Here is a 21,814-nt window from a genome sequence, read left to right as displayed (position 1 = left end):
CTTTATGCACCATTATGAATCGTATCGTTCTTTTTTTTGTCGTATCCGCCATCCTACTGCTCATTGACTGGTACGTATTTCAAGCCATCAAAACCGTCACCCGGTCGGCCACCGAAAACACCCAACGGATCGTCTCGATGCTATACTGGGGTTTTACGGGCGTCACCATCGTTACCTACCTGACCATGCAGTTGTTACCGCCCGATGCCGTTGGCCGGGTGGCCCGTGGTTTTATCTGGACGGCCATTCTGATTCCCTATTTTTCGAAAGTTTTTGCCGTCCTGTTCATTTTCGTGGACGATCTGGGCCGTTTTGTGCGCTGGGTGGCTTCCTTGTTCTACAGCCCCGACATCCGGGCCGCCGTTAACGATACGTCGCAACCCGACATTCCGGCTACGAACGTTATTCCGCGTTCCGAATTTCTGATGAAAACCGCCCTCATTGCGGGGGCCGTACCGCTGGTGGCATTTACGTACGGGATTGTTTCCGGCGCACACGATTACCGCATCCGGCGCATCCGGCTGTCGCTCAAAAACCTGCCGTCGGGTTTCGACGGAATGAAAATTGCCCAGCTTTCGGATATACATTCCGGCAGTTTTTTCAACAAAGTGGCCGTGAAGGGGGGCATTGACATGCTGCTGCGCGAAAAACCGGATGTTGTCTTTTTTACCGGCGATCTGGTCAACAACACGGCGGATGAGGTAGAGAATTACATCGACATCTTCAATAAAGTGAAAGCCCCGCTCGGTGTTTATTCGACTTTGGGCAACCATGACTATGGCGACTACGTAAACTGGCCGAATGCACAGGCAAAAACCCAAAACCTGAACAACCTGAAAGCGGCTCACAAACTGCTCGGTTGGGATCTGTTGATGGACGAAAACCGCATTTTAGAACAAAATGGCGACAAAATCGCTTTAGTAGGTATCCAGAACTGGGGTTCGGGGCGGTGGCCCAAATACGGGAATCTGGAGAAGGCCCGCCAGGGAACGGAAGACTCTCCGGTGAAACTGTTGCTCTCCCACGATCCCAGCCATTGGGATGCCCAGGTACGGCCACAATTTTCGGATATCGACGTCATGTTCGCGGGTCACACCCACGGGATGCAGTTTGGGGTCGAAATCGGAAATGTTCGCTGGAGCCCGTCGCAATACGTCTATAAACAATGGGCGGGATTGTATCAGGAAGGTGAACAATATTTGTATGTGAATCGTGGATACGGTTATTTGGGCTATCCGGGCCGGGTCGGGATCTTACCGGAAATCACCATTTTTGAATTGAAAAAAGCATAAACCTTCTTGATGATGAAAAAGATTTTTCTACTGGCCTGCGGACTTTTTGGCTCGCTGACCTTGTATGCCCAGGCTCCGTCCTGCTGCGACCAGCCTGTTGCTCAGGTGTCGAATGACATGGCTTTGCTGGCCAGTAACCAATCGTTTGTGATGTTGCACGAAGAACCGCTCCCGTTCACCTACCAGAGTGCGGCCGGTGAGATGATAAAATTCAAAACGTCGGATGGTACCGAAGCCAATGGTTTTCTGCTCAAAGCGGCCAATCCGTCCAACAAATGGCTGCTCGTCTATCAGGAGTGGTGGGGACTGAATGACTACATCAAGCAGGAAGCCGAAAAATTGTACAACGACCTGAAAGATGTCAACGTGCTGGCAGTCGACATGTACGATGGCAAAGTGGCCACCACGCGCGAAGAAGCCTCCAAGCTGGTGCAGGTGCCGCGCGAACGGCTGGGCGCGATCATGCAGGGTGCCATTGCTTACGTAGGACCACAGGCGCAGATTGCCAGTGTCGGCTGGTGTTTCGGTGGAGGTATGTCGCTGCAATCGGCCATCCTGGGCGGCAAGCAAACCGTTGGTTGCGTGATGTATTATGGACAACCGGAAAAAAACGTGGAGCGGTTGAAAACGCTGAATACCGACGTATTGGGCATTTTTGGTGCTAAAGACTCTGGTATTCCGCCCGCAACCGTCGCCGAGTTTGAGAAAAACATGAAAGAAGCCGGCAAGCAAACGACCATCCAGATGTACGATGCGCCCCATGCTTTTGCCAATCCGAGCAATCCGGGTTATAACAAAGAAGCCACGGCGGATGCGTACCAGATAACCTTGAATTATCTGAAAACCAAGCTAAAAGTCTAGCTGCAGGTTTGGGGGGTGACTCCGAAAACGAACAACTTTTTCAGTTTATGCGTTAAACCTACGTGTACCAAACGAGTCTAACAGGCATTGATAAAGTGAACCTGTAGACTGTTATCATCATGAAAACGCATAATCTGATTTCAATGCTGGCGATTGTCCTGATCGGTTTCGTACTGACCAGTTGTGCGCCCTCAGTGGGTGTCGGCGTCAGGACCGATTATGGCTATGGACCCAGTTACGGGTATGGATATAGCCCCTACCGGTATGGTTACCGTCGTCCGCCGATTATTGTAACCCCTCCGCCGAGGGTCGTTTACAAGTCGCATCCCCGCCGGTATCGTGCCCCTCAATACCGCAATAGCTACCGTCGCGGGGCTCCGCAGCAATATGGATATCGTTCACAACGGAGCCGGGGACCCCGGTAAGAACTTCAAAAACCGTCTCGAAAGGGGCGGTTTTTTAGTTTTTAAACCAGATTGATCTGGTAAATGAGTTAAAATCAACGGGGAGAAATAGAAAAAACTTTCTGTTTTTTACGTACTTTTCGTAAGTCTTTGCGTTTAAAGAAATAGAAAGGCCGATAAAACGTATGAAAAAGCTATTGTTGCTGGGTATTACCTTATCTATGCTGCTGCCACTGGAAGCGCCGGTTGAAGCATCCGTTGTAAAATCGGCGCAGAGCGAACTAAAAAGTGAGTTAGCCTATAAACGGAAGAAAGCACGCGGTTATAAAAAGAAAAAAGGCTTCATGTGGGGATTGTTTCGCAAGAAAAACGCGTGTGGTTGCCCAAAGTTTTAATTCGTACGGATCGTAAATTGTACTTATAGCCGGGGCAACCCGGCTTTTTGTTTTTCAGTAGGTTAATAAATTGTAAAATACTACTATTCAGCTAAAAAATCCGTATCTTTGCACTTTAATTGAAAAGACAAAAGAGAATAGCGAAACGACCGAAGAGTTTGCTAGTTTCTGGGCTCTCTTGTCTAAGTGTTATTGTCTCAAAAAAGTATGCAATCCATTCGCAACATAGCTATTATAGCGCACGTTGACCACGGTAAGACTACGTTGGTTGACAAAATTATTCATGCTTCCAAGCTCTTCCGGGATAACCAGGAGTTTGGTGACCTGATATTAGACAACAACGATCTGGAACGGGAGCGGGGCATCACCATTGTCTCTAAAAACGTTTCGGTCCGGTACAATGATGTTAAAATCAACATCATCGATACACCGGGTCACTCCGATTTTGGCGGTGAAGTAGAGCGGGTACTGAAAATGGCCGATGGCGTTTGCCTGCTGGTCGATGCGTTTGAAGGCCCCATGCCGCAAACGCGTTTCGTATTGGGAAAAGCCCTGCAACTGGGTCTGAAACCGATTCTGGTAATTAACAAAGTTGACAAAGAAAACTGCCGCCCGGAAGAAGTTCACGAGCAGGTGTTCGACTTGATGTTCAACCTGGGGGCAACTGAAGACCAGTTGGATTTTCCGACGGTTTACGGGTCGTCGAAACAAGGCTGGATGGGCCCGGACTGGAAAACACCGACCGACAACATCACCTACCTGCTGGATACCATCGTCGAGCACATCCAACCTGCTCCCGTTACCGAAGGAACCCCGCAAATGCAGATCACCTCACTCGATTATTCGGCCTTTGTGGGTCGGATTGCCATCGGCCGGGTGGTGCGCGGAACGCTGAAAGAAGGGGCCAACATGGCGCTGGTGAAAGTTGGCGATGTCATTAAGAAAGTGAAAATTAAAGAACTGCAGACGTTCGAGGGCCTTGGCAAACAGAAGGTAGCGGAAGTGCAGTGTGGTGATATTTGTGCCGTGACCGGTCTTGAAGATTTCGAGATTGGCGATACGCTGACCGATCTGGAAAACCCGGAAGCCATCACACGGATTGCTGTCGATGAGCCAACGATGAATATGTTGTTTACGATCAACAACTCACCGTTTTTTGGCAAAGAAGGCAAGTTTGTAACCTCGCGCCACTTGCGGGAGCGGTTATACAAAGAAATTGAGAAAAACCTCGCCCTGCGGGTTGAAAATACCGACAGCGAAGACCGGTTTCTGGTTTACGGACGCGGGATTCTTCACTTGTCGGTTTTGATTGAAACCATGCGTCGGGAAGGCTACGAATTGCAGGTTGGTCAGCCCCGGGTATTGTTCAAATACGATGATCATGGCAACCGCCTGGAACCCGTCGAAACCCTGGTGGTAGACGTGCCGGCCGAAACCGCCGGGAAAGTGATTGAACTGGCAACGCAGCGTAAAGGCGAGTTGCTGATTATGGAACCGAAAGGCGATCTGCAACACCTGGAGTTTGAAATTCCTTCGCGTGGGTTGATCGGGTTGCGTTCCAACGTCCTGACCGCTACATTCGGTGAGGCCGTTATGACCCACCGGTTTAAGAGCTTTGAACCGTATAAAGGAGCCATTCCGGAACGGATCAACGGCTCACTAATCTCGATGACGAGCGGAGCAGCTACGGCCTATTCGATCGATAAATTGCAGGATCGCGGTATTTTCTTCATCGAACCGGGCGACGAAATCTACACCGGTCAGGTAATTGGGGAACACAACCGCCAGAATGATATTGTGGTGAACGTTCAAACCGCCAAGCAGTTGACCAACATGCGGGCTTCAGGTTCGGATACCAACGTCCGGATTGCTCCGAAAGTGTCGTTCTCGCTGGAAGAGTCGATGGAATACATCCAGAAGGATGAATACCTGGAGGTGACACCGAAGTCGATGCGGATTCGTAAAATTTTCCTCGATGAAAATGAGCGGAAACGGAATCAGAATAAATTTGAAATGGCCTGAAAAAAGCCCCGGCGCAACCGGGGCTTTTTTATTTACCGACTTTCTTGATTCTACTTTCGCTCGCCTTGCGCGAATGAAAGGTTTCGGTTCGTCAAGGCGGTTTTCAGCGTTTGTAGTGCATTTTTTCCAATGCCGTGCAGTGCCATGAATTCCGTTTCACTTAGGTCGGCCAGTTGTTCCAGTGTTTTAATTCCGGCATTCGCCAAAGCGCGTTGGGCCGGTTTTGCCAGTTGGTCGAACGGGTGGCTTTCAGCTTTTCCTTTCATATCCGGGTTTGTTAGCAACCCCCAAATGTACCCTCCCGAAAGCATACGAATGCGGTGCGAATGCGACACATTGCAGGCGATTTGCGTCAAGAACGGGTGGTTAAAGCTGCCTTACGACTTGTAAACCAAGGGCCGATCCGGTTTCGACCAGCGGACTATACACTGAAATGGATACGTTTTTTGATCGCAGCGTTTTTTTGTACGCACTCACGTTCAGAATACTCAACAACGTCGTTGCCGCGCCCGCCCCAATGTTTACCATCGAAAGCGATCGCTTTGCCTTGTTGCTGTAATCACCGCGATTGCCGTAATAATTCGTCTGGTCATACGAAAACCGCTCCAGGTTAATGAGGCCGAGCGTCAGGGTGGTTAGCCCCGTCAGCGCACCCCAGGTGCCGGCCCTTTCCGGGCTTATACCGGGACGGTTCATCAATTGCGCTCCGATTAAAGCCACGTTTGTTCCGTTGAGTAAGGCCGACGAAACGGCGTAGGAGTTGGTAATCTTGTATTTATCCGGAATTTGCTGGGGTGTGGGCGGAGAGTAGGTCGGCTGAATCAACTGGCATTCCTCCCGGGTAAGCCCGGACTGATCGATCCAATCCAGCAGGCTGGGGTCATCCATCTCAAAAACCGTTGCGTATTGATAACGGGTATTGATTTGCTCGGCTGCTTCACGCCCGGCGGTTTGTTCAACAAGATAACCAACTGCGCAAATAGCTCCGTCTTTGTCGATAAAACACGGTTTTCGTTCGTTTTTGTAGTCGTTGTTTTTCGGAAAAACACCCCGTTGCCGATATTCCCGCAATTTATCCAGCAAAAAAAGCCGCTTCTTTTGTTGGTCGCTGCTCATCTCATCGGTGCTGCGAGTTCGCAGAAGGGTTTCTACATATTCGAGATGGGTATGAATACGCAGATGATCATCAGTGTTGGCGTCAGGTTTGTGACCAAATTTTTTCACGAAACTTTCATCGCCGATCAGCGGATTTACGGTCGTAGAAACGTAAAGCTGATTGAACCGCAGGCCAGCTAACGCCAGCAACGTGCCTATGATAATTAAAGAGAGAGATTTCATACGGAGAAGAGGAGTTTTCAGAAACTGAGTCCCAGTCGAAAAGCAATCCGGTTATACACCCGGCTCTCGTATTTATAAATTTCATTCCAGCCCAGCGGTTTGTCGGCCGTGGCTTCCTGCCGTTTGTAATTGAGTGACAGAATGAAATTGGTATTCTGCGGACGCCCGATTCGGAAACCAATGCCGGGAGCAATCACCCAGCCGCCCCGGGTTTCGTAGCCCGTTGGATCTTCGTTCAGCCACGCAAAACCGTAGCCGGTATCCAGGCTGGTGAAAACCCGCAGATTCTTCTGGCCCGGCTGCGCCAGGTCATACCGCACTCCCGCGCACACCGGCATCAGCAGGGCCGCATTATACCAATCGACACCCACGGTTCCGCCCACCGCCAGTTTGGGCCGAAGCTGAACGCCATTAAACGTCTGGGCAGTGATGTTCTGCCTTTTACTGACGTTTTCAGAGGCCGTATTGACGTTGTAACGGACTTGCCCGAACAAGACGCCGAATTCAGTCATGTTCGTAAAAACGGGCTTAAACGGGCTTTTTTGTGCGTAGAGCGGAAGCGCAAACAAGCACAGCAGCCACACGGTTTTACTACCAGTCTTTTTCATGGACGTGTTGGTTAGCTGGCCGGATAAGGCCGTTGCACCGGAATTTTGCTCAGCAGCTTCAACTTGCGCGGATTGCTGTAGTCGTATTGGTAAAAACCGTCCCGGCCGATCAGCAGCAGTGATTTCCCGAGCGGGATCACATCGTAGGCCTGAAATCCTTCCAGGTGCTCCAGTTGATCGATTTTCATGGCATCGCTCGCATTGAACGTTTTCAGACCATAGGCCCCTTCGCAAATGAACAAATTCGGAAAGTCGATGCCCAAACCGTGCGGGTTTTTCATCGGATAGCTCTTCAGCAGACGCGGGCTATATAGGTTGGATACATCCACCACATCGAGTTGGTTGGTGAACCCCTGACAGGTCGTACCCGAACGCAGGGTTACGTAAGCCTTGTCTTCGTGAACCACCACCGGATCGCAAACGCGGGCGTGCTCGAAGGTCGACATCCGCACCGGTTTTTCGGGGTTGCTGTTGTCGTAGATGTGCATACCCGACTGGGCGCCGATGAAGAGTTTATCTTTGTAGGGAAAGATCGTTTCGATGCCCCAGCCCATATTGATTTTATTACCTTTCTTTGGGTCTGACGGGGTTTTGATGTCGAACAACTGCATTTCCGACTGGCTGACGGTATACAGGTAGTTATCATACAGCGTAAACCGGGCCATCGAACCACCTGTTCCGTTTGTGCTGGGAGCGGGTGAACCGGTCGCACTGTTGAAAGAATTCTGGACAAATCCGCCCCGGCTGTCAAAGACCATGCAATTGGGGCAACCGCCGTTCGTTACGCCGTTTTCACAATCCGTATTGACAGTTTGGGTAACATACTCCACTTTCTGGTCATTGATGATTTCCTGCTGGGCGTTCAGGCTCCAGTAGCCGCCGTCGAACTGTCCATTTTGAAAAACATCCTTGACCCGGTTGAGCTCGCGAATGTTTTGCGGATCGCGGATGTCGAAGGCCACCAGATCCATGAAACTGTCGGCATACAGAATGTTGTTGCGGATGGCCATGTCGCCGTTGCCCGGTATGCGCAAAAACGCGACGGTTTTCGGAGCCGACGGATTGCGGTTGTCGATCACGTGAATGCCTTCCTTGATCTCGTTGATCAGCAAAAAACCGTCTTTGGTATAAATTTTACCCGGATTGACGAGCGTTCGGGGTTGTTCGGCCTGCACGCCCTGGCGGACTTGGGCTACAGTGAACGTTCGGGGTGTGAATTGTCGGAAAGTGCGGGTTTCTTTGCATTTGTCGGTGCAGCCGTTCAGCCCCACCAGCAGAACTCCGAGCAGAAAGTAAAATGTACGTCTCATAGTAACAGGTTGTTTAGGGATATGCCTCACTGACCCTGTTGACAATGAAAGAGTTGGAATAGAAGCATAAAAAAATTGCCCGGCAGGCAGAGCCGCCGGGCAATCCGGTTTGCACAATGAATCAGAGGTCAAAGTTTTATTGGAGGAGACCGGCTGGTGTGGATTAATACCGGCCTCTCTCCGTGTTTTTCAGGTTGTATTATTTTTCTTTTTCGTAAACCAGTTCGCCCGAAGCCTCTCCTTCCGCAATCAGCCGCAGCCGGTTACCGGCGAGTTCGTACCGTTTTACGGCCTGCAGTTTTTTGAAATAATCGGTTTCAAACTGCATGGCATCCGCCGGACCGGCCATTTTGGTGGCGCCAATGGCACTCATCTGCACGGCACTGGAAGCCGACGAACCCGTCAGCGTGGCAAAGTAGTGGTTGACCGATGAACGCCCCCCCACTTGGTAAGCCACCCGGTTGGTGATTTCGCTGCTCGCCGAATCGGGGGTCAGCACCAGCGTCACCGCAAATTTGGAAGCCGGTTCAATCAGTTTATAGGTACCGGCAATGGCGGTGGTAGACAGAGGTTGAATAGTGGCTTTCGTTTTATCGTTGCAGGAAGCTGCGATGAACAGAATACCGGCAACGAGAAGGGCTATGATTTTCATGGCAGTGTTGTTTCCGGATTGACGATTTTACCCATAAACAAGACCGAGCCCGTTCCTTTTTCCGTAATCAAAAAGACAAAAGGACGATCGCAAATGAGTGACGGTCCCGCCGAAGTAACTTCAACACCAATGCTGGTTACGGCAGCGGCCTCGGTTCCTTTCTCATCGACGGCCACGTACGTATTTTGCTTCACGTAACTCACCTGCAAACCCTGGCCGGTGCTGATGCCTGAAAAATTAGCAGCATTCGAAAAAGCCGATGGCATTCCCATTTTCGACAGCGCGTCGTTGAGGGTCGCTTCATATTCCATCGTAAACTTCGGCAAACCCACCGCCACTTTGCTTTCGCGCATGGCCTGCTGCAAGTCGGCCCATTCGGTTGCGCTCAGGGTGTTGATGATCGCATCGGCCGAGGAGTTTTCGGTCGGCACCAGAACCGTCATCGAATACGTTCCATCGCCATACGGCAATTCAAAAGCTCCGTAGGTGGGGCGGAACGCATGGCGAAGGCTGGTCGTCATGTTCATCATCTTCACCTGTTTCTGCGAACCGGAAACCAGAGTAAAGGGAGAATCAAAGGTGTTTTTCGTCTCAAACTGGTATTTCCAGTCGCCTTTGAAATAGAGCGCGTTGAGCAGAAACAGGACTTGCTCGGGCTTGATCTCCTGGATTACATTCTTAATCCTGGCGTTGGTATTGTCGCTGGCCCACTGGTTGATTTTGTTGATAACCGGCGTCGGATTGCTAAAATCCTCTCCTGAGATCTGGGCATTGAACGTTTTCTTCGTGACGTCGAGGTACGACGGTTCAACGGAAAAGCCGTTGCGGTACCAAATCGAATTGGCCAGTTTTGTTGTTACTTTCGGATCAGCGGTGGGCAGCCCTTTCAATAAAAACTCATAGGTTTGGTTTGCATCAGCCAGCGAAACCCCTTCCAGGTGCATCGCTTTTTTCATTTCATCCGCCGTCTGACCCGCGGCCCCGTTCAGCAACATGCCGAGGGCCATGTGCAGACTCAGCGGTGAAACAAAAATATTTTCGTCCTTCTTCTGGTCTTCGTTAACGCGCTTCAGAAAGTCGAAGGAAAAATCATTGGTTTTTTGAGCAAAGGCGCGTGCTTCCGGAGTCGAGGTTAAACCGCCGGTTCCGGGATGATTTGGTGTCGTATCGTTTTGGCAACCGCTTATCGTCAACAGTGAAACCGTTGCCATCAACAGGCTGGAAACAAAAGGTATTCTTCTCATCACAATCGGGTTTTGTTAAACCATGTGGAGCGCTCACAGTACAAAGACCCGATTGGAAAAGAATTGGTTGGAAGGGGGGTGAAAAAAAGAGAAGAAAAATGAGGATTTGTCTGATAACTAACTTTTAGAAGTGGTAATTCAGTCCAAACCCAACCCCGATGGCCTGCGGACGAACCTGAAGTTGCGCGTCTGATTGCGTACCACTTTGCAGCGATTGCTGGTAGGACCCCGTCAACGAACCCGACCAGTGGTGGGTGGGGTGGTAGCTGACGCGTAAACCCGCCGTGCCCGCCAGCGACATGGGGCGGTAGACCTGATCGCCGGGATTAACTTCCAGCGCTCCATTGACCGTATTTTTCAGAAACACATTGGCCATCAAACCGCCCAGTACGGAATAACTGATCTTATGCTCGGGCAAAATGTGGTAGCCGATCTGAACCGGAACCTGCAAATACTGAAAGTCGTTGGAAACCACCTGATCAGAGGGCGTAGGCACCACCACCAGCGATGACGGATTATTCAGATTTGCTTTGTCGGCGTAGGAAGGCAAAAAGTTGGTATTCGGGGACGACGCCAACTGCGGAACCGACGGGCTACTGTTTCGGATGGCGTTTACGAGCAAATTTTCGGTTTGGTTCGTAAACACGTTGGTGACCGTTGCATTGTTCCGGGCCTGTGACCGGCCATTCAGATACTGAACCCCGGCTTCGACCGACCAGTGTTTGCTAAACTGAAGACCGGAGCTGGCCTGCCACGCCATTGAAATCTGCGCCTGGTTTTGCAGCGGAGAAACCGCTTGCCGACTGCCCTGCTGCACGGCATTGTAGGCAACATTGGCCTGATTGAAACTGGACTGAACGCTGGTCATCGGATTGAAAGACATGGGCGTTGCCGTTAAAGCCGCCCAGTACTCGTTTTTCGATCGGCCTTTTTCCTGCGGTTCGATCGTGGTTTCCGGGGCGCGATACCAGATGATCCGGCTAATTGGTGCCGGGTTCTTCAGGGTTACCAGCTTGCTTTTTATGTACGAAGCTTCGTAGGCCAATTGTGTATCGGCAACCCCGCTGCCCGTTTCGTCCGGTAGGGTAGTTTGGGTTGGTGTTGCCGTTTTCGTGATCCGTTCTGACGACTGGAATGTACCCGTCGTGAGGTCTGGCGAATTGGTTCCGGTTCCCCGGCTGGATCCCGCAGGTTGATTTGGATTTGTCCGGCGGTTTTCAGCAATCCGGACAGCACTGGAGCGATGTCCGGTCAGCGACCCACGCGCAGTCAGGGATGATCGCCGGGTTGCCAGACGTTCCGTTGAAGCGGTTTTTCTTTTTCCCGTCAAAACGGACTGGTCTTTGATGATTTGATCAATCGTCGTGGCGGTTTCCGAGTGTTCCAGTTCCGGGACAACCGGCGTTTCCCATGGCGTATTCTGGGAGTCAGCCCGGCGGTTGGCAGCCAGGGTTTCAGCGGTTTTGCTGGCAAATTCGGGCTTGCGATCCGCGCTGGACGAGGTCGTCGCTTTCTCTTGTTTGGCGCGTTGATCCGCCGTTGCCCTGGATGACGAACCGCTTTGACCAGCCACCGGCTGGGTCGTATCCGTCGTGTCGATGGACTGTAGGGCCCACCAACCGATTAAAAGAGCCATAATGGCCGCAGCCACACCATAGAACCAGGGTTTTGCCCGGGGCCAGAGTGGGATGATCGGTTCCGTTTCTTCTTCGTCTAACCGACGCGCAATCCTGTCCCAAAGCTCATCGGATGGGCTTTCGGCAGCATCTTCGAAGATACTTCGCCACTCTTCATTTAATTCTTCTTCTTTAGAGAGACTCATTTCGGAATTGGACGCTCGTTCTGAATCTTTTGTTGCAGCAGCATGCGGGCACGCGAAAACTGCGATTTGGATGTACCTTCTGAAATATCTAATAATTCCGCAATTTCCGGGTGTGTATACCCTTCAATGGCGTACAGGTTAAATACGGCCTGGCATCCCGGCGGGAGCTCCTGCACCATCTTCAGTAGTTGCTGGTAGTGCAGACCCGATAGGCTGTCTTCCGTCTGCGGTAATGTATTGGGCGGCACGTCCTCCAACTCGGCCGGGTTCTGCCAGGGCTTTTGTTTGCGGATGTGCTTCAGTGCCGTATTGATCACAATGCGTTTCAGCCATGCTTCCAGCGGGCACTCAAACCGAAATGTATCAATATGTTGGAACGCTTTCACGAAGGAATCCTGCAGCACGTCTTCGGCGTCGTCGCGGTTTTTGGTATACCGTTGGCTGACCACAAAGAGCTTCCGGGCGAATAACTCGTAGAGTTTTCGCTGAGCAGTTCGGTCCTTATGTCGACAGCCGTCAACTAACGCTCGTTCATCCAACATACTAATGCAACACTACTGACCCCAACGCAAGTCCGACGGTTGGAAAGGAATTAAAATAAATTTTGGCCTAACCCGCTGGCAACGAGTGAATATAACTTTTAGCCTGTACTTTTGAACAAATCTATTCCTGAACATTCATGAACCGACGTACGGCTCTTCGGCAAACCCTGGGTTTCATTGGGTTAAGCACCACGGCTTCCCTGCCCGTATTGAACGCTAAAAGTAGTTTACAAAACCCAAACAACCAACGGTTTCGGATCGGGGCCTGCGACTGGTCAATCGGTCAATCCAGTAAAATCGAAGCCTTTGACGTGGCCAAAACCATCGGCCTCGACGGCATTCAGGTGAACCTGGGCTCCGAAAAAAACGACATGCACCTGCGCCGGAAAGACCTCCAGAAAGCGTGGCGCGAAGCCGCCAAACGGACCGGCGTTCAGATCGGTGGTCTGGCCCTGGGCGAACTCAACAACATCCCTTACAAGTCCGATCCGCGGGCCGAGCAATGGGTGCAGGATAGCGTCGGGGTAGCCAAAGCCCTTGGTGCCAAAAACATTCTGCTTGCCTTCTTTAACAAAGGCGATTTGAAGAACGATCCGCAGGGGACTCAAGTAGTGATTGAGCGGTTGAAGGCCGTGGCTCCCAAAGCCGAAAAAGCGGGCATCGTTCTTGCTATCGAATCGTGGTTGAGCGCCGAAGAGCACATGGCCATTATCGATGCGGTGGCGTCGCCCGCGGTGAAAGTATATTACGATGTATGTAATTCCACGGTTATGGGATATGACATTTTAAAGGAAATCCGGTGGCTGGGGAAGCAAAAACAAATCTGTGAATTCCACTTTAAAGAGAATAGCTACCTCCTCGGGCAGGGCAAGGTGAATTACCCGGAGGTTCGGAAGGCCATCGACGCCATTCAGTACGGCGGTTGGGTTCACATCGAAGGTGCTGTGCCAGAGGGGAAAAACATGTTGGAAAGTTACACTTATAATAATAAGTTTGTAAGGGAAATTCTGGCGTAGCAAATTGATGCTACTGTTCCACGGTTTTCTGCAATTCGTACTTATTATAATAAGTTTGACTGGTCTTAAATGTTGTTTTTCAGGTAATTATTCCACGTGGAACACTAAAAGATGAAGATTGCTATTCCTGCCCCGCCCCGGTTTTTAAGCGCATCGATCCTGTTGGGAACCCTGGTTTTGGGACTGCCTCAATGGCAACAGGCTCCTCCGGCTGTTAGCCAATTTCCTGAATCTGGCGAGCCTGCCCGCCGGGGAATGATCGTCGGATCCGACTCTAATACGCTGTATCTGCCCGACGATCTGGAAGCCAAGGTTTGGGCCGAAGCTCCGATGTTCTATAACCCGACAAATATCGACGTCGACGCCCGGGGTCGGATCTGGGTAACCGAAGCCGTCAACTACCGGAACTTTAACAACAAACCCGAAACCCGGCTCGACCACCCGAACGGTGAGCGCGTCATGATTCTGGAAGACACCAATGGCGATGGAAAGGCCGATCAGTCCAAGGTCTATGTCGAAGACAAGGACCTGGTGTCGCCACTTGGCATTGCGGTTATCGGCAACAAAACCATCGTCTCCGCTGCGCCAAATCTCATCATCTATACCGACGAAAACGGGGATGATAAACCCGACAAAAAAGAGGTCTTTCTGACCGGTTTTGGAGGGCTCGATCACGACCATTCGCTGCATGCCCTGGTGGCTGGACCGGATGGGAAATGGTATTTCAATACCGGAAATGCCGGGCCGCATACCGTCACCGACAAAGCTGGCTGGACGCTCCGGTCGGGGAGCCTCTATACCGGCGGAACTCCGTACAACAAACTCAACAAAGGCAACCTGGTGAGCGACGACGGCCGGGTCTGGGTAGGCGGTTTAGCCTTGCGCATTAACCCCGATGGAACGGGGCTGAAAGTGATGGGCCATAATTTTCGAAACAACTACGAAACCGCCCTTGATTCCTACGGCAACATGTGGCAGAACGACAACGACGATCAGGTGGTCGCGTGTCGGACGAGCTGGCTCATGGAAGGCGGCAACATGGGGTATTTTAGCCAGGACGGAACGCGGTACTGGCAGGGCGATCAGCGGCCGGGTCAGGACATTCCAACCGCCCACTGGCACCAGGAAGATCCCGGCGTGATTCCGGCGGGCGACATCAGCGGGGCCGGTTCGCCAACGGGCATGGTTTTTTACGAAGGCGACCAACTCGGCTCCCATTACCGGGGAATGCTGCTGAGTGCCGAAGCGGGTCGGAACGTTATTTTTAGCTACAAGCCCGAACCCCAGGGCGCTGGTTACCGGATGCCCCGGACCGACTTCATCAGCACCTTTCCGAAAGTGGACGAAAACTACAAATGGAACGACATCACCGATGACATCCGCAAGTGGTTTCGCCCGAGCGACGTGACGGTTGGAACCGACGGGGCCTTATACATCGCCGACTGGTTCGATCCGGTGGTGGGTGGGCACCAGATGAAAGACAAGAAAGGCTACGGACGGATTTACCGCATTACGCCCAAGGGCAAAAACCTGAAGGTGCCGGTGATCAATACCGATAAAACGAAAGGTCAGATTCTGGCATTGACCAACCCTGCCACCAACATTCGCTTGCTGGGTTTCGAGAAATTGAAAGCGCAGGGGGATAAAGCGGTAAAACCGGTTTCCAGGCTCCTGTCCGATCCTAACCCGTATCACCGCGCCCGCGCCATCTGGCTGCTATCGCAACTGGGGCCGAAAGGGCGCCAGCAAGTGGAAACGTTGTTGAAATCGGATCAGGTGGATTTGCGGATAACGGCGTTCCGGGCGTTGAAGCAAACGCAGCCCGACGTCGTTGCGCTGACCCGGAAGGTGGTCGATGATCCATCGCCGGCGGTGCGTCGGGAAGTGGCCATTGCCTTACGCGATGTGCCGTTTGAGCAGTGCAAGGACTTGCTGGTAAAACTGGCGAATGGCTATGATGGAACCGACCGGTTTTATCTGGAAGCCGTTGGCATGGCTGCCGATCAAAAAGAAGAAGCCTTGTATGCCGCGTTGAAACCGGCCATTCCGGCCAACCCCGTTCAGTGGGATCAGAAAACGGCCAACCTGATGTGGCGGCTTCATCCGGCCAGCACGGCGGAGTTGATGAAGCAACGGGCCATGGCGCCAACCCTAACGGCTGAGGCCCGTAAACAGGCTATTGTGGCCCTCGGATTCATGAAAGACCCGGCAGCCGCCCGGGCCATGATCGATTTGTCGAAACAGGCAGACAAAACCGTTGCACAGCAGGGCGAGTACTGGGCCAATTTCCGCCGGTCGAACGACTGGGCGACGTTGCTGAACTGGGAGGAGGTGATGCCGCCCAAATTGTCGGAACCGGAACAGAAGGCCCTGGCGATGCGGCAAAAACTGATGGAAGAATACACCAGTGCCGAAGATAAAGTGAAACTGGCCAAAGAAATGGCGGCTAGTCCGGAAGGCGGGAAACTGCTGGTGGGGCTGGCGGCCGAGAAGAAATTACCCGAAAATCTGAAACCGGCGATCAGCGAGGTGATTTTTACCAATACTGATCAAAGTGTGCGGACGATGGCGGGCGATTACTTTACGCGCCCCGGTGGCTCAGCGACATTATCATTGAAAAAGATCGAATCATTGTCCGGTAATGAAACCGCCGGACTAACGGTTTTCAAAGCGAACTGCTCGACCTGTCATCGGCATGGGCAGCAGGGGAAAGACATTGGCCCGGAGTTGACAAAGATTCACCAGAAGTTTGATCGGAACGGTTTGCTGGATGCCATCCTGAATCCCAGTGCGGGCCTGGCATTCGGTTATGAACCGTGGCTGATTACCACCAAAAATGGCCAGACCTACTACGGTTTTCTGATTAGCGACGGGCAAGAGGCCCTGGTGGTGAAAGATGCTGCCGGGCAGAAGCACACGCTGCCAACGGCCCAGATTGCGTCCCGCAAGCAATATAGCACGAGCCTGATGCCCGACCCGGCTTCGCTGGGACTTACGGAACAGCAACTCGCGGATTTGGTGGCGTATTTGTTGAAAGCAAATTAACAAACGCCCCCACAGTCGGACGGCCGCAACCGTCCGACTGTGGGGGTACTATAATGTCTTCAGATCCAAACCGCCGAATGTCCCGGAACTCATAAACAGGTAAACCGTGGGCTGCCCATTCGCCAGGCTTTTCAAATAGGTCTCCAAATCTGCGGAATCCGTAAAGACCTGCAAATCGGGGCGGTCGAAAGCGGTTGCAATCTCGGCTGCGTCGATCGGGTCGAGGTGTTTAATTTCCAGCGTGTGCGGGCTGTAAAAAATAACGGCTACATCAGCTTTGTCCAACTTATCCCGGTATTGCTTCAGGAAGGTTTTGTTCAAACTGCTAAAGGTGTGTAACTCAACACAGGCGACCAGCCGACGGTCGGGGAACTGGGCTTTAACAGCCGCCGTAGTGGCTTCCACTTTGGAGGGAGCGTGGGCAAAATCCCGGAAGACAAGGGTTGAGCCATCGTCTTTCACTTTCTCCAGCCGCTTGCTGGCACCTTTGAACGTCTGAATGGCCGCATAGAACATTTCCTCCGTAATGGCAAGGTGATCACAAATCGCCAGCGCGCCACTGATGTTCTTCATGTTATGCTCACCAAAAACCAGAACCGGAACATCGCCGTGCTGTTTGGAAACCAATACGGTTTTGCCGTTTTCGATCCGGTATGGATGCACATCATACGGCTGGCGGGTCACATCTTCCCGTTCTTTCAACGCAATAACATCCAGCATATCGTCCGTATCATCAAAAACGATGGTACCGGATTTCGACATGGCATCGGCCAACAGTTCAAACTGGTGAACATATTGTTCATACGTCGGATACAGATTGACATGGTCCCAGGCAATCCCGCTGATGAGAACCATATGCGGATGGTAATGCAGAAATTTCGGACGCGGGTCAATCGGGGAGGTGCCGTATTCGTCGCCTTCAATCACCATAATGGGCGCGTCGGTGGTCAGTTTGACCATCGTCTCGAACCCTTCGATCTGCGCCCCCACCAGATAGTCAAAATTTCGCTTATGGTAGTGCAGTACGTGCAGAATCATGGCCGTAATCGTGGTTTTGCCGTGGCTCCCCGCAATAACGACACGCTGTTTATTCTGGCTTTGCTGGTACACAAATTCCGGGTACGAATAAACCGGCAGGTTCAGTTCCTGCGCTTTTTGCAATTCCGGGTTATCGGCCCGGGCGTGCATGCCCAGAATGACGGCATCCAGTCCGCTGTGAATGGCGTCGGGATTCCAGCCGATGTGCGCGGGCAGCAAACCATGTTGGTTTAACCGGGCGTGGGCGGGTTCGTGAATTTCATCGTCGGAGCCGGTGATGTGATGTCCCTGTTGCTGCAGCGCAATCGCTAGGTTGTGCATGACGCTGCCGCCGATAGAAATAAAATGAATGGTCAATGGCTTCATTCTGTCGAATATGTGGCGCTAAAAATACAAGTTCTTTTCATTTGAAACCGAAAAGTTGACGAGATGGCTGGAAAACCGGTCGTTCTTTTACTGAACCCTGACACCCGACCGTAAAATTTAACACGAACTCCCGAATCAAAACCCCCGTTTTTTCGTTTTTAGTACTGCGAGTAGACATCCACGCAGCAGCTTGACAATCAGGCGCGCAGTCTGTGTTACATTTTGTTTTTGTAAACCGGTTCCTGCCCCATTGCAAAGCTGCTCTTTTTATGCCATTTTCGCAGTCTTTTTTCGAAACCAACAAAACTCTTTTATGCTTCTGCCGAAAGGATGAAAAGCTACAACGACCTGATCGAACAGACCTTTGAATTCCCGACTCTCGAATTCAAAGTTGAGAACAATCATCTGCTGTTCAACAACGTTCCTTTGATGGAAATTATCAAGCAGTATGGAACACCGCTTAAACTGACTTACCTACCCAAAATTACCGAGCACATTGAACACGCCCGCATGTTGTTCAAGAATGCAATGAAGCGGTATAATTACAAGGGAACGTATACATACTGTTACTGCACGAAGTCGTCGCATTTTCGTTTTGTGCTCGAAGAAGCCTTAAAAAACAAGATCCATCTAGAAACCTCATCGGCTTTCGATATTCCGATTATCCGGGAATTGCACAAAGATGGGAAGGTGGACAAGAACACGTTTATTATTTGCAACGGCTACAAACGGCCGCTGTATACCCAATACATCAGCGAACTGCTGAACGACGGGTACAACGTTGTTCCGGTGTTGGATAATCTGAAAGAAATTGAAGCCTACGAAGATGCCGTAACGGCTGAGACGGTGAATCTGGGCATCCGGATTGCCACCGATGAAGAACCAAACTTTGCTTTTTATACTTCGCGGCTTGGCATTCGCTACAGCGACATCAATGAACTCTACCGTTCGAAAATTCAGAACAGTGGAAAGTTCAAGCTGAAAATGCTGCACTTTTTCATCAATACCGGGATTAAAGACAGCGCTTATTACTGGAGCGAACTCAGCCGGTTTATGTACAAATACTGCGAACTGAGCAAAATCTGTCCCGATCTCGATTCCATCGATATTGGCGGGGGCATGCCGATTCAGACCTCGTTTCAGTTTACATATGACTACCAGGCGATGGTCGATCAGATCGTGGAAAGCATCCAATGGATCTGCAACAAGAGCAACGTTCCCGTGCCGCACATCTTCACGGAGTTCGGCAGTTATACGGTAGGAGAGAGTGGCGCCGTTATATACAAAGTGATCGACCAGAAATTGCAGAACGATAAGGAGTTGTGGTACATGATCGACGGTTCGTTCATTACGCAGCTGCCCGATTCGTGGGGTTTGGGTCAGAAATACATCATGCTGTCGGTCAATAACTGGGACAACCCGTATCAGAAAGTCAATCTGGGTGGTTTGACCTGCGATTCACACGATTTTTACAACACGGAAGCCCACAGCGCCGACTTGTATTTACCGATTTTTGAACGGGATACGGAAGATCAGTATATTGGGTTTTTCCACACGGGTGCCTACCAGGAATCGCTGGGCGGTTACGGTGGTATTCAGCATTGCCTGATTCCGGCACCGCAGCACGTAATTGTTGACCGCGACAGTGAAGGCAATCTGACCACGCGGCTTTTTGCGCCCGAACAGGACAGCGAAGGCATGCTCAAAATCCTGGGTTACCGCCAAACCGCAACACCAGTGACGCTTGAAATTGAAGCTGCTAAAGCCGCTGAAGAAGAGGAACAGGCGATTGAAGAATTAGAAAAACAGGAAAATTAAAATAGCACAGTTTTTGCCCTGTCCACAAAAACCACCCGGTTTTTGTGGACAGAAAAATTTAACCAGCAATGAAAAAGATCAGCATCATTCTGGGTCTGATGGCCCTTGTATCGCTCGGTTCCTGTGCGCGCAGAGCGTGTCCGGCTTATGACAGCCACCTGCAACAGAAACAACCGGTTTCGGCCGAACAACTCGCTTAATCAGCAGGTAGCGTTTACCACCATTTTTGACGCTTCCAGCAGATTGGGAGCCTGTTGGTCGCCAACAGGAAGCTCCGGTATTTTAGGTGTAATGTGTACGGTCCGGACACCCACCCGCTTGCCGGCCTGTATGTCACGGAGTGCGTCGCCAATCATCCAGGATTGGCTGACGTCGATATTGTATTTGGCAATGGCTTTTTCCAGCATCAGCGAATCGGGTTTCCGCAGCAGCGACTGTGAATCGAAATCGGGGTGGTGCGGGCAATAATAGATGTCGTCGATCAGGTTGCCGCACTGATCCTGGAGGTATTGGTGACACCGCATGACATCGGTTCGCGAGTAAAGCCCGCGGGCAATGCCGGCCTGGTTGGTCACCACAATCAGCAAATAACCGGCGTTTTTCAGCATTCGCAGGCCTTCAACGACGCCCGTCGGAATAATAAAATCTTCAACCCGGTAAACGTAGTCAGTCCGGTCTTCATTTAAAACGCCATCACGATCTAAAAAAATGCACTTGCTCATGTGTGTGGAATTGTGGGTTCCGATCGTAGTCCTATCAATATCGCCAATAATACATTATAAATAGTATTTTAAGCGAAACAACTAGAAATAAAAGAATAATTTTTCACATTTTGTTAACAAAAAGCGAAAAAGACCGCGTTTAGTAAGAGCGGTTCTATACGTTACAACGGGCGAGAGGTGATGAACGACATGATAAAACGGAGCTTTTTGATTTTGTGGCTGCTCAGCCTGAGTTGGCTGTTGCCTGCTCAGGCTCAGAAAATTATTCAGCGTGATCTTAATCCTCCTCAACGAATGGTAGATGGCGGTGGGCAGGTTACAAAAGTGGAGTATACCAACCATAAAATGATTGTGTATTTTGTCTCCGATAATCAGACAAGGGCGCCCCGGCCCCGGTTACAGTATGCACAAAGTTCTCAGACGGTATACGGCCCGGGCCATCCCAATTCCTGGCGGCTTTACGATAAAAAGGGAAACCGTGAATACGCCTTACTCTACGTTAAAAACATAAAGGCGGTTTTGGAAAATGGACAAATTGAAGAAGTTGCTATTTTGGACCAACCGGAAGCTGCCCAGTTTGATTTTGCGGTCAAAATATCCTGTGAAGCGCATTTTGAACGACCGGGCAAAGGGGTGCAGTTGGTTGATCTGGTTGAGGAGGATGTCCGGTTTTACAAGAGCCAAACCCGTTCACAACAGCCTTATAACGTTTATGACTTGCGCATAATCGCCTACAAAGACGATTTGCGAAATGCCAAACCGCCCGGCCCGAAACCGCCGGTAAAACCGAAACCCAAGCCAACAACGCCACCTGTTCAAAAACCGGCCCCCAAACCAGCTCCGAAGGATTCGGTCGTGGCGCAGAAGCTACCCAAAAAAGAAACGCCTAAACCGGCTCCCGCCGAAAAAGTGGAGAACTTTGGTTCTAAGGTTGAAGCAGGCCGGACGTATCGGTTGACTAATCTCCTGTTCAAGCAGTCGGCATATGAAATTGAACCGGAATCGTATCCAGAATTGGATTCCCTGTTGTCCATTATGACACAAAACCCGACAATGGAAATCGAACTGGCGGGTCATACCGACAATGTGGGCGATCCGAAGCTGAACGTGGCCTTGTCGCAGAAACGCGTCGATGCGGTCAAAAGTTATCTCACCAACAAGGGCATCGCGCCATCGCGGATTCAAACCCAGGCGTATGGGGGTAGCAAACCCATTGCCGATAATTCGCGCGAGGAAACCAAGCGATTGAACCGGCGGGTTGAAGTGAAGATTTTGAAGGAATGAGAAATATAAAATGTTAAATGATGAATGCCGAATGT

At 51.1% G+C, this 21,814-nt stretch carries 20 protein-coding genes; 10 read left to right on the top strand and 10 right to left on the bottom strand.

Annotated features, from left to right (window positions below):
* Positions 1-14: 14 nt before the first annotated feature.
* The 5 genes from FH871_RS28825 (at position 15) to typA (ending at position 4,974) form a co-directional block, all read left to right on the top strand.
* The gene (locus FH871_RS28825; protein ID WP_138994885.1) at positions 15-1,292 is read left to right on the top strand and encodes a metallophosphoesterase; all 1,278 of its coding nucleotides are present in this window, start codon (positions 15-17) and stop codon (positions 1,290-1,292) included.
* A gap of 12 nt (positions 1,293-1,304) precedes the next feature.
* On the top strand, positions 1,305-2,153 hold the full coding sequence (locus FH871_RS28820) for a dienelactone hydrolase family protein (protein WP_229317678.1): 849 nt from the start codon (positions 1,305-1,307) through the stop codon (positions 2,151-2,153).
* Between the two features lie 119 nt (positions 2,154-2,272).
* Positions 2,273-2,578 carry a hypothetical protein gene (locus FH871_RS28815; RefSeq protein ID WP_133299880.1) on the top strand — a complete coding sequence of 102 codons (306 nt, stop codon included), beginning with the start codon at positions 2,273-2,275 and terminating at the stop codon, positions 2,576-2,578.
* A 164-nt stretch (positions 2,579-2,742) separates the two neighbouring features.
* The gene (locus tag FH871_RS28810) at positions 2,743-2,952 is read left to right on the top strand and encodes a hypothetical protein (protein WP_138994883.1); all 210 of its coding nucleotides are present in this window, start codon (positions 2,743-2,745) and stop codon (positions 2,950-2,952) included.
* A 207-nt stretch (positions 2,953-3,159) separates the two neighbouring features.
* On the top strand, positions 3,160-4,974 hold the full coding sequence (gene typA, locus FH871_RS28805) for a translational GTPase TypA (RefSeq protein ID WP_138994882.1): 1,815 nt from the start codon (positions 3,160-3,162) through the stop codon (positions 4,972-4,974).
* A gap of 50 nt (positions 4,975-5,024) precedes the next feature.
* Here the strand turns inward: typA and FH871_RS28800 are convergent, their stop codons facing one another.
* The 8 genes from FH871_RS28800 to FH871_RS28765 form a co-directional block, all read right to left on the bottom strand.
* Positions 5,025-5,240, bottom strand: coding sequence for a helix-hairpin-helix domain-containing protein (locus FH871_RS28800; protein ID WP_138994881.1), 216 nt, complete (start codon positions 5,238-5,240; stop codon positions 5,025-5,027).
* A gap of 100 nt (positions 5,241-5,340) precedes the next feature.
* Positions 5,341-6,312, bottom strand: coding sequence for a hypothetical protein (locus tag FH871_RS28795; RefSeq protein WP_138994880.1), 972 nt, complete (start codon positions 6,310-6,312; stop codon positions 5,341-5,343).
* Positions 6,313-6,329: 17 nt separating this feature from the next.
* Positions 6,330-6,920: a hypothetical protein gene (locus FH871_RS28790; RefSeq protein WP_138994879.1), complete on the bottom strand. Its 591-nt coding sequence runs from the start codon at positions 6,918-6,920 to the stop codon at positions 6,330-6,332.
* Between the two features lie 11 nt (positions 6,921-6,931).
* Positions 6,932-8,230 carry an LVIVD repeat-containing protein gene (locus tag FH871_RS28785; RefSeq protein ID WP_138994878.1) on the bottom strand — a complete coding sequence of 433 codons (1,299 nt, stop codon included), beginning with the start codon at positions 8,228-8,230 and terminating at the stop codon, positions 6,932-6,934.
* A gap of 199 nt (positions 8,231-8,429) precedes the next feature.
* Complete coding sequence (locus FH871_RS28780; RefSeq protein ID WP_138994877.1) at positions 8,430-8,882, bottom strand: META domain-containing protein; 453 nt, start codon at positions 8,880-8,882, stop codon at positions 8,430-8,432.
* Entirely contained in the window at positions 8,879-10,126 is a 1,248-nt protein-coding gene (locus tag FH871_RS28775; protein WP_138994876.1) for a serpin family protein, read from the bottom strand. The genes FH871_RS28780 and FH871_RS28775 overlap by 4 nt, the downstream gene beginning before the upstream one ends.
* Positions 10,127-10,250: 124 nt before the next feature.
* Complete coding sequence (locus FH871_RS28770) at positions 10,251-11,948, bottom strand: anti-sigma factor (RefSeq protein WP_138994875.1); 1,698 nt, start codon at positions 11,946-11,948, stop codon at positions 10,251-10,253.
* A complete protein-coding gene (locus FH871_RS28765; protein WP_114407768.1) occupies positions 11,945-12,490 on the bottom strand; it encodes an RNA polymerase sigma factor in 546 nt (181 codons plus the stop codon). Before FH871_RS28765 ends, FH871_RS28770 begins: the two co-directional genes overlap by 4 nt.
* A gap of 137 nt (positions 12,491-12,627) precedes the next feature.
* On the opposite strand from FH871_RS28765, the gene FH871_RS28760 reads away from it, so the two are divergent.
* Positions 12,628-13,506: a sugar phosphate isomerase/epimerase gene (locus FH871_RS28760; protein ID WP_138994874.1), complete on the top strand. Its 879-nt coding sequence runs from the start codon at positions 12,628-12,630 to the stop codon at positions 13,504-13,506.
* A 255-nt stretch (positions 13,507-13,761) separates the two neighbouring features.
* Positions 13,762-16,551, top strand: coding sequence for a PVC-type heme-binding CxxCH protein (locus FH871_RS28755; protein ID WP_229317684.1), 2,790 nt, complete (start codon positions 13,762-13,764; stop codon positions 16,549-16,551).
* A gap of 48 nt (positions 16,552-16,599) precedes the next feature.
* On the opposite strand, the gene murC is transcribed toward FH871_RS28755, so the two are convergent.
* Positions 16,600-17,955: a UDP-N-acetylmuramate--L-alanine ligase gene (gene murC, locus FH871_RS28750; RefSeq protein WP_138994872.1), complete on the bottom strand. Its 1,356-nt coding sequence runs from the start codon at positions 17,953-17,955 to the stop codon at positions 16,600-16,602.
* A gap of 330 nt (positions 17,956-18,285) precedes the next feature.
* Here murC and FH871_RS28745 point away from each other — a divergent pair, with 330 nt between their 5' ends.
* Together FH871_RS28745 and FH871_RS34025 are read left to right on the top strand one after the other, a co-directional pair.
* A complete protein-coding gene (locus FH871_RS28745; protein ID WP_138994871.1) occupies positions 18,286-19,773 on the top strand; it encodes an arginine decarboxylase in 1,488 nt (495 codons plus the stop codon).
* 68 nt (positions 19,774-19,841) lie between these two features.
* Positions 19,842-19,973: a hypothetical protein gene (locus tag FH871_RS34025; RefSeq protein ID WP_255516987.1), complete on the top strand. Its 132-nt coding sequence runs from the start codon at positions 19,842-19,844 to the stop codon at positions 19,971-19,973.
* Here the strand turns inward: FH871_RS34025 and FH871_RS28740 are convergent, their stop codons facing one another.
* On the bottom strand, positions 19,974-20,495 hold the full coding sequence (locus FH871_RS28740; protein WP_138994870.1) for an HAD family hydrolase: 522 nt from the start codon (positions 20,493-20,495) through the stop codon (positions 19,974-19,976).
* 180 nt (positions 20,496-20,675) lie between these two features.
* On the opposite strand from FH871_RS28740, the gene FH871_RS28735 reads away from it, so the two are divergent.
* The gene (locus FH871_RS28735) at positions 20,676-21,779 is read left to right on the top strand and encodes an OmpA family protein (RefSeq protein WP_138994869.1); all 1,104 of its coding nucleotides are present in this window, start codon (positions 20,676-20,678) and stop codon (positions 21,777-21,779) included.
* Positions 21,780-21,814: the final 35 nt, after the last annotated feature.

It is taken from the genome of Larkinella sp. C7 (genome assembly GCF_006149005.1).
Lineage (GTDB): Bacteria > Bacteroidota > Bacteroidia > Cytophagales > Spirosomataceae > Larkinella.
Note: the sequence above shows the minus strand (reverse complement) of the source record. Positions and strands in the feature narration are given on the sequence as shown.

Coding starts and splice junctions, on each gene's coding strand:
- FH871_RS28735 (WP_138994869.1), top strand. CDS start 20,676: ATGAACGACATGATAAAACGGAGCTTTTTGATTTTGTGGCTGCTCAGC.
- FH871_RS28785 (WP_138994878.1), bottom strand. CDS start 8,230: ATGAGACGTACATTTTACTTTCTGCTCGGAGTTCTGCTGGTGGGGCTG.
- FH871_RS28755 (WP_229317684.1), top strand. CDS start 13,762: ATGATCGTCGGATCCGACTCTAATACGCTGTATCTGCCCGACGATCTG.
- FH871_RS28745 (WP_138994871.1), top strand. CDS start 18,286: ATGAAAAGCTACAACGACCTGATCGAACAGACCTTTGAATTCCCGACT.
- FH871_RS28775 (WP_138994876.1), bottom strand. CDS start 10,126: ATGAGAAGAATACCTTTTGTTTCCAGCCTGTTGATGGCAACGGTTTCA.
- FH871_RS28765 (WP_114407768.1), bottom strand. CDS start 12,490: ATGTTGGATGAACGAGCGTTAGTTGACGGCTGTCGACATAAGGACCGA.
- FH871_RS28800 (WP_138994881.1), bottom strand. CDS start 5,240: ATGAAAGGAAAAGCTGAAAGCCACCCGTTCGACCAACTGGCAAAACCG.
- FH871_RS28820 (WP_229317678.1), top strand. CDS start 1,305: ATGAAAAAGATTTTTCTACTGGCCTGCGGACTTTTTGGCTCGCTGACC.
- FH871_RS28770 (WP_138994875.1), bottom strand. CDS start 11,948: ATGAGTCTCTCTAAAGAAGAAGAATTAAATGAAGAGTGGCGAAGTATC.
- FH871_RS28790 (WP_138994879.1), bottom strand. CDS start 6,920: ATGAAAAAGACTGGTAGTAAAACCGTGTGGCTGCTGTGCTTGTTTGCG.
- typA (WP_138994882.1), top strand. CDS start 3,160: ATGCAATCCATTCGCAACATAGCTATTATAGCGCACGTTGACCACGGT.
- FH871_RS28815 (WP_133299880.1), top strand. CDS start 2,273: ATGAAAACGCATAATCTGATTTCAATGCTGGCGATTGTCCTGATCGGT.
- murC (WP_138994872.1), bottom strand. CDS start 17,955: ATGAAGCCATTGACCATTCATTTTATTTCTATCGGCGGCAGCGTCATG.
- FH871_RS34025 (WP_255516987.1), top strand. CDS start 19,842: ATGAAAAAGATCAGCATCATTCTGGGTCTGATGGCCCTTGTATCGCTC.
- FH871_RS28780 (WP_138994877.1), bottom strand. CDS start 8,882: ATGAAAATCATAGCCCTTCTCGTTGCCGGTATTCTGTTCATCGCAGCT.
- FH871_RS28760 (WP_138994874.1), top strand. CDS start 12,628: ATGAACCGACGTACGGCTCTTCGGCAAACCCTGGGTTTCATTGGGTTA.
- FH871_RS28740 (WP_138994870.1), bottom strand. CDS start 20,495: ATGAGCAAGTGCATTTTTTTAGATCGTGATGGCGTTTTAAATGAAGAC.
- FH871_RS28795 (WP_138994880.1), bottom strand. CDS start 6,312: ATGAAATCTCTCTCTTTAATTATCATAGGCACGTTGCTGGCGTTAGCT.
- FH871_RS28825 (WP_138994885.1), top strand. CDS start 15: ATGAATCGTATCGTTCTTTTTTTTGTCGTATCCGCCATCCTACTGCTC.
- FH871_RS28810 (WP_138994883.1), top strand. CDS start 2,743: ATGAAAAAGCTATTGTTGCTGGGTATTACCTTATCTATGCTGCTGCCA.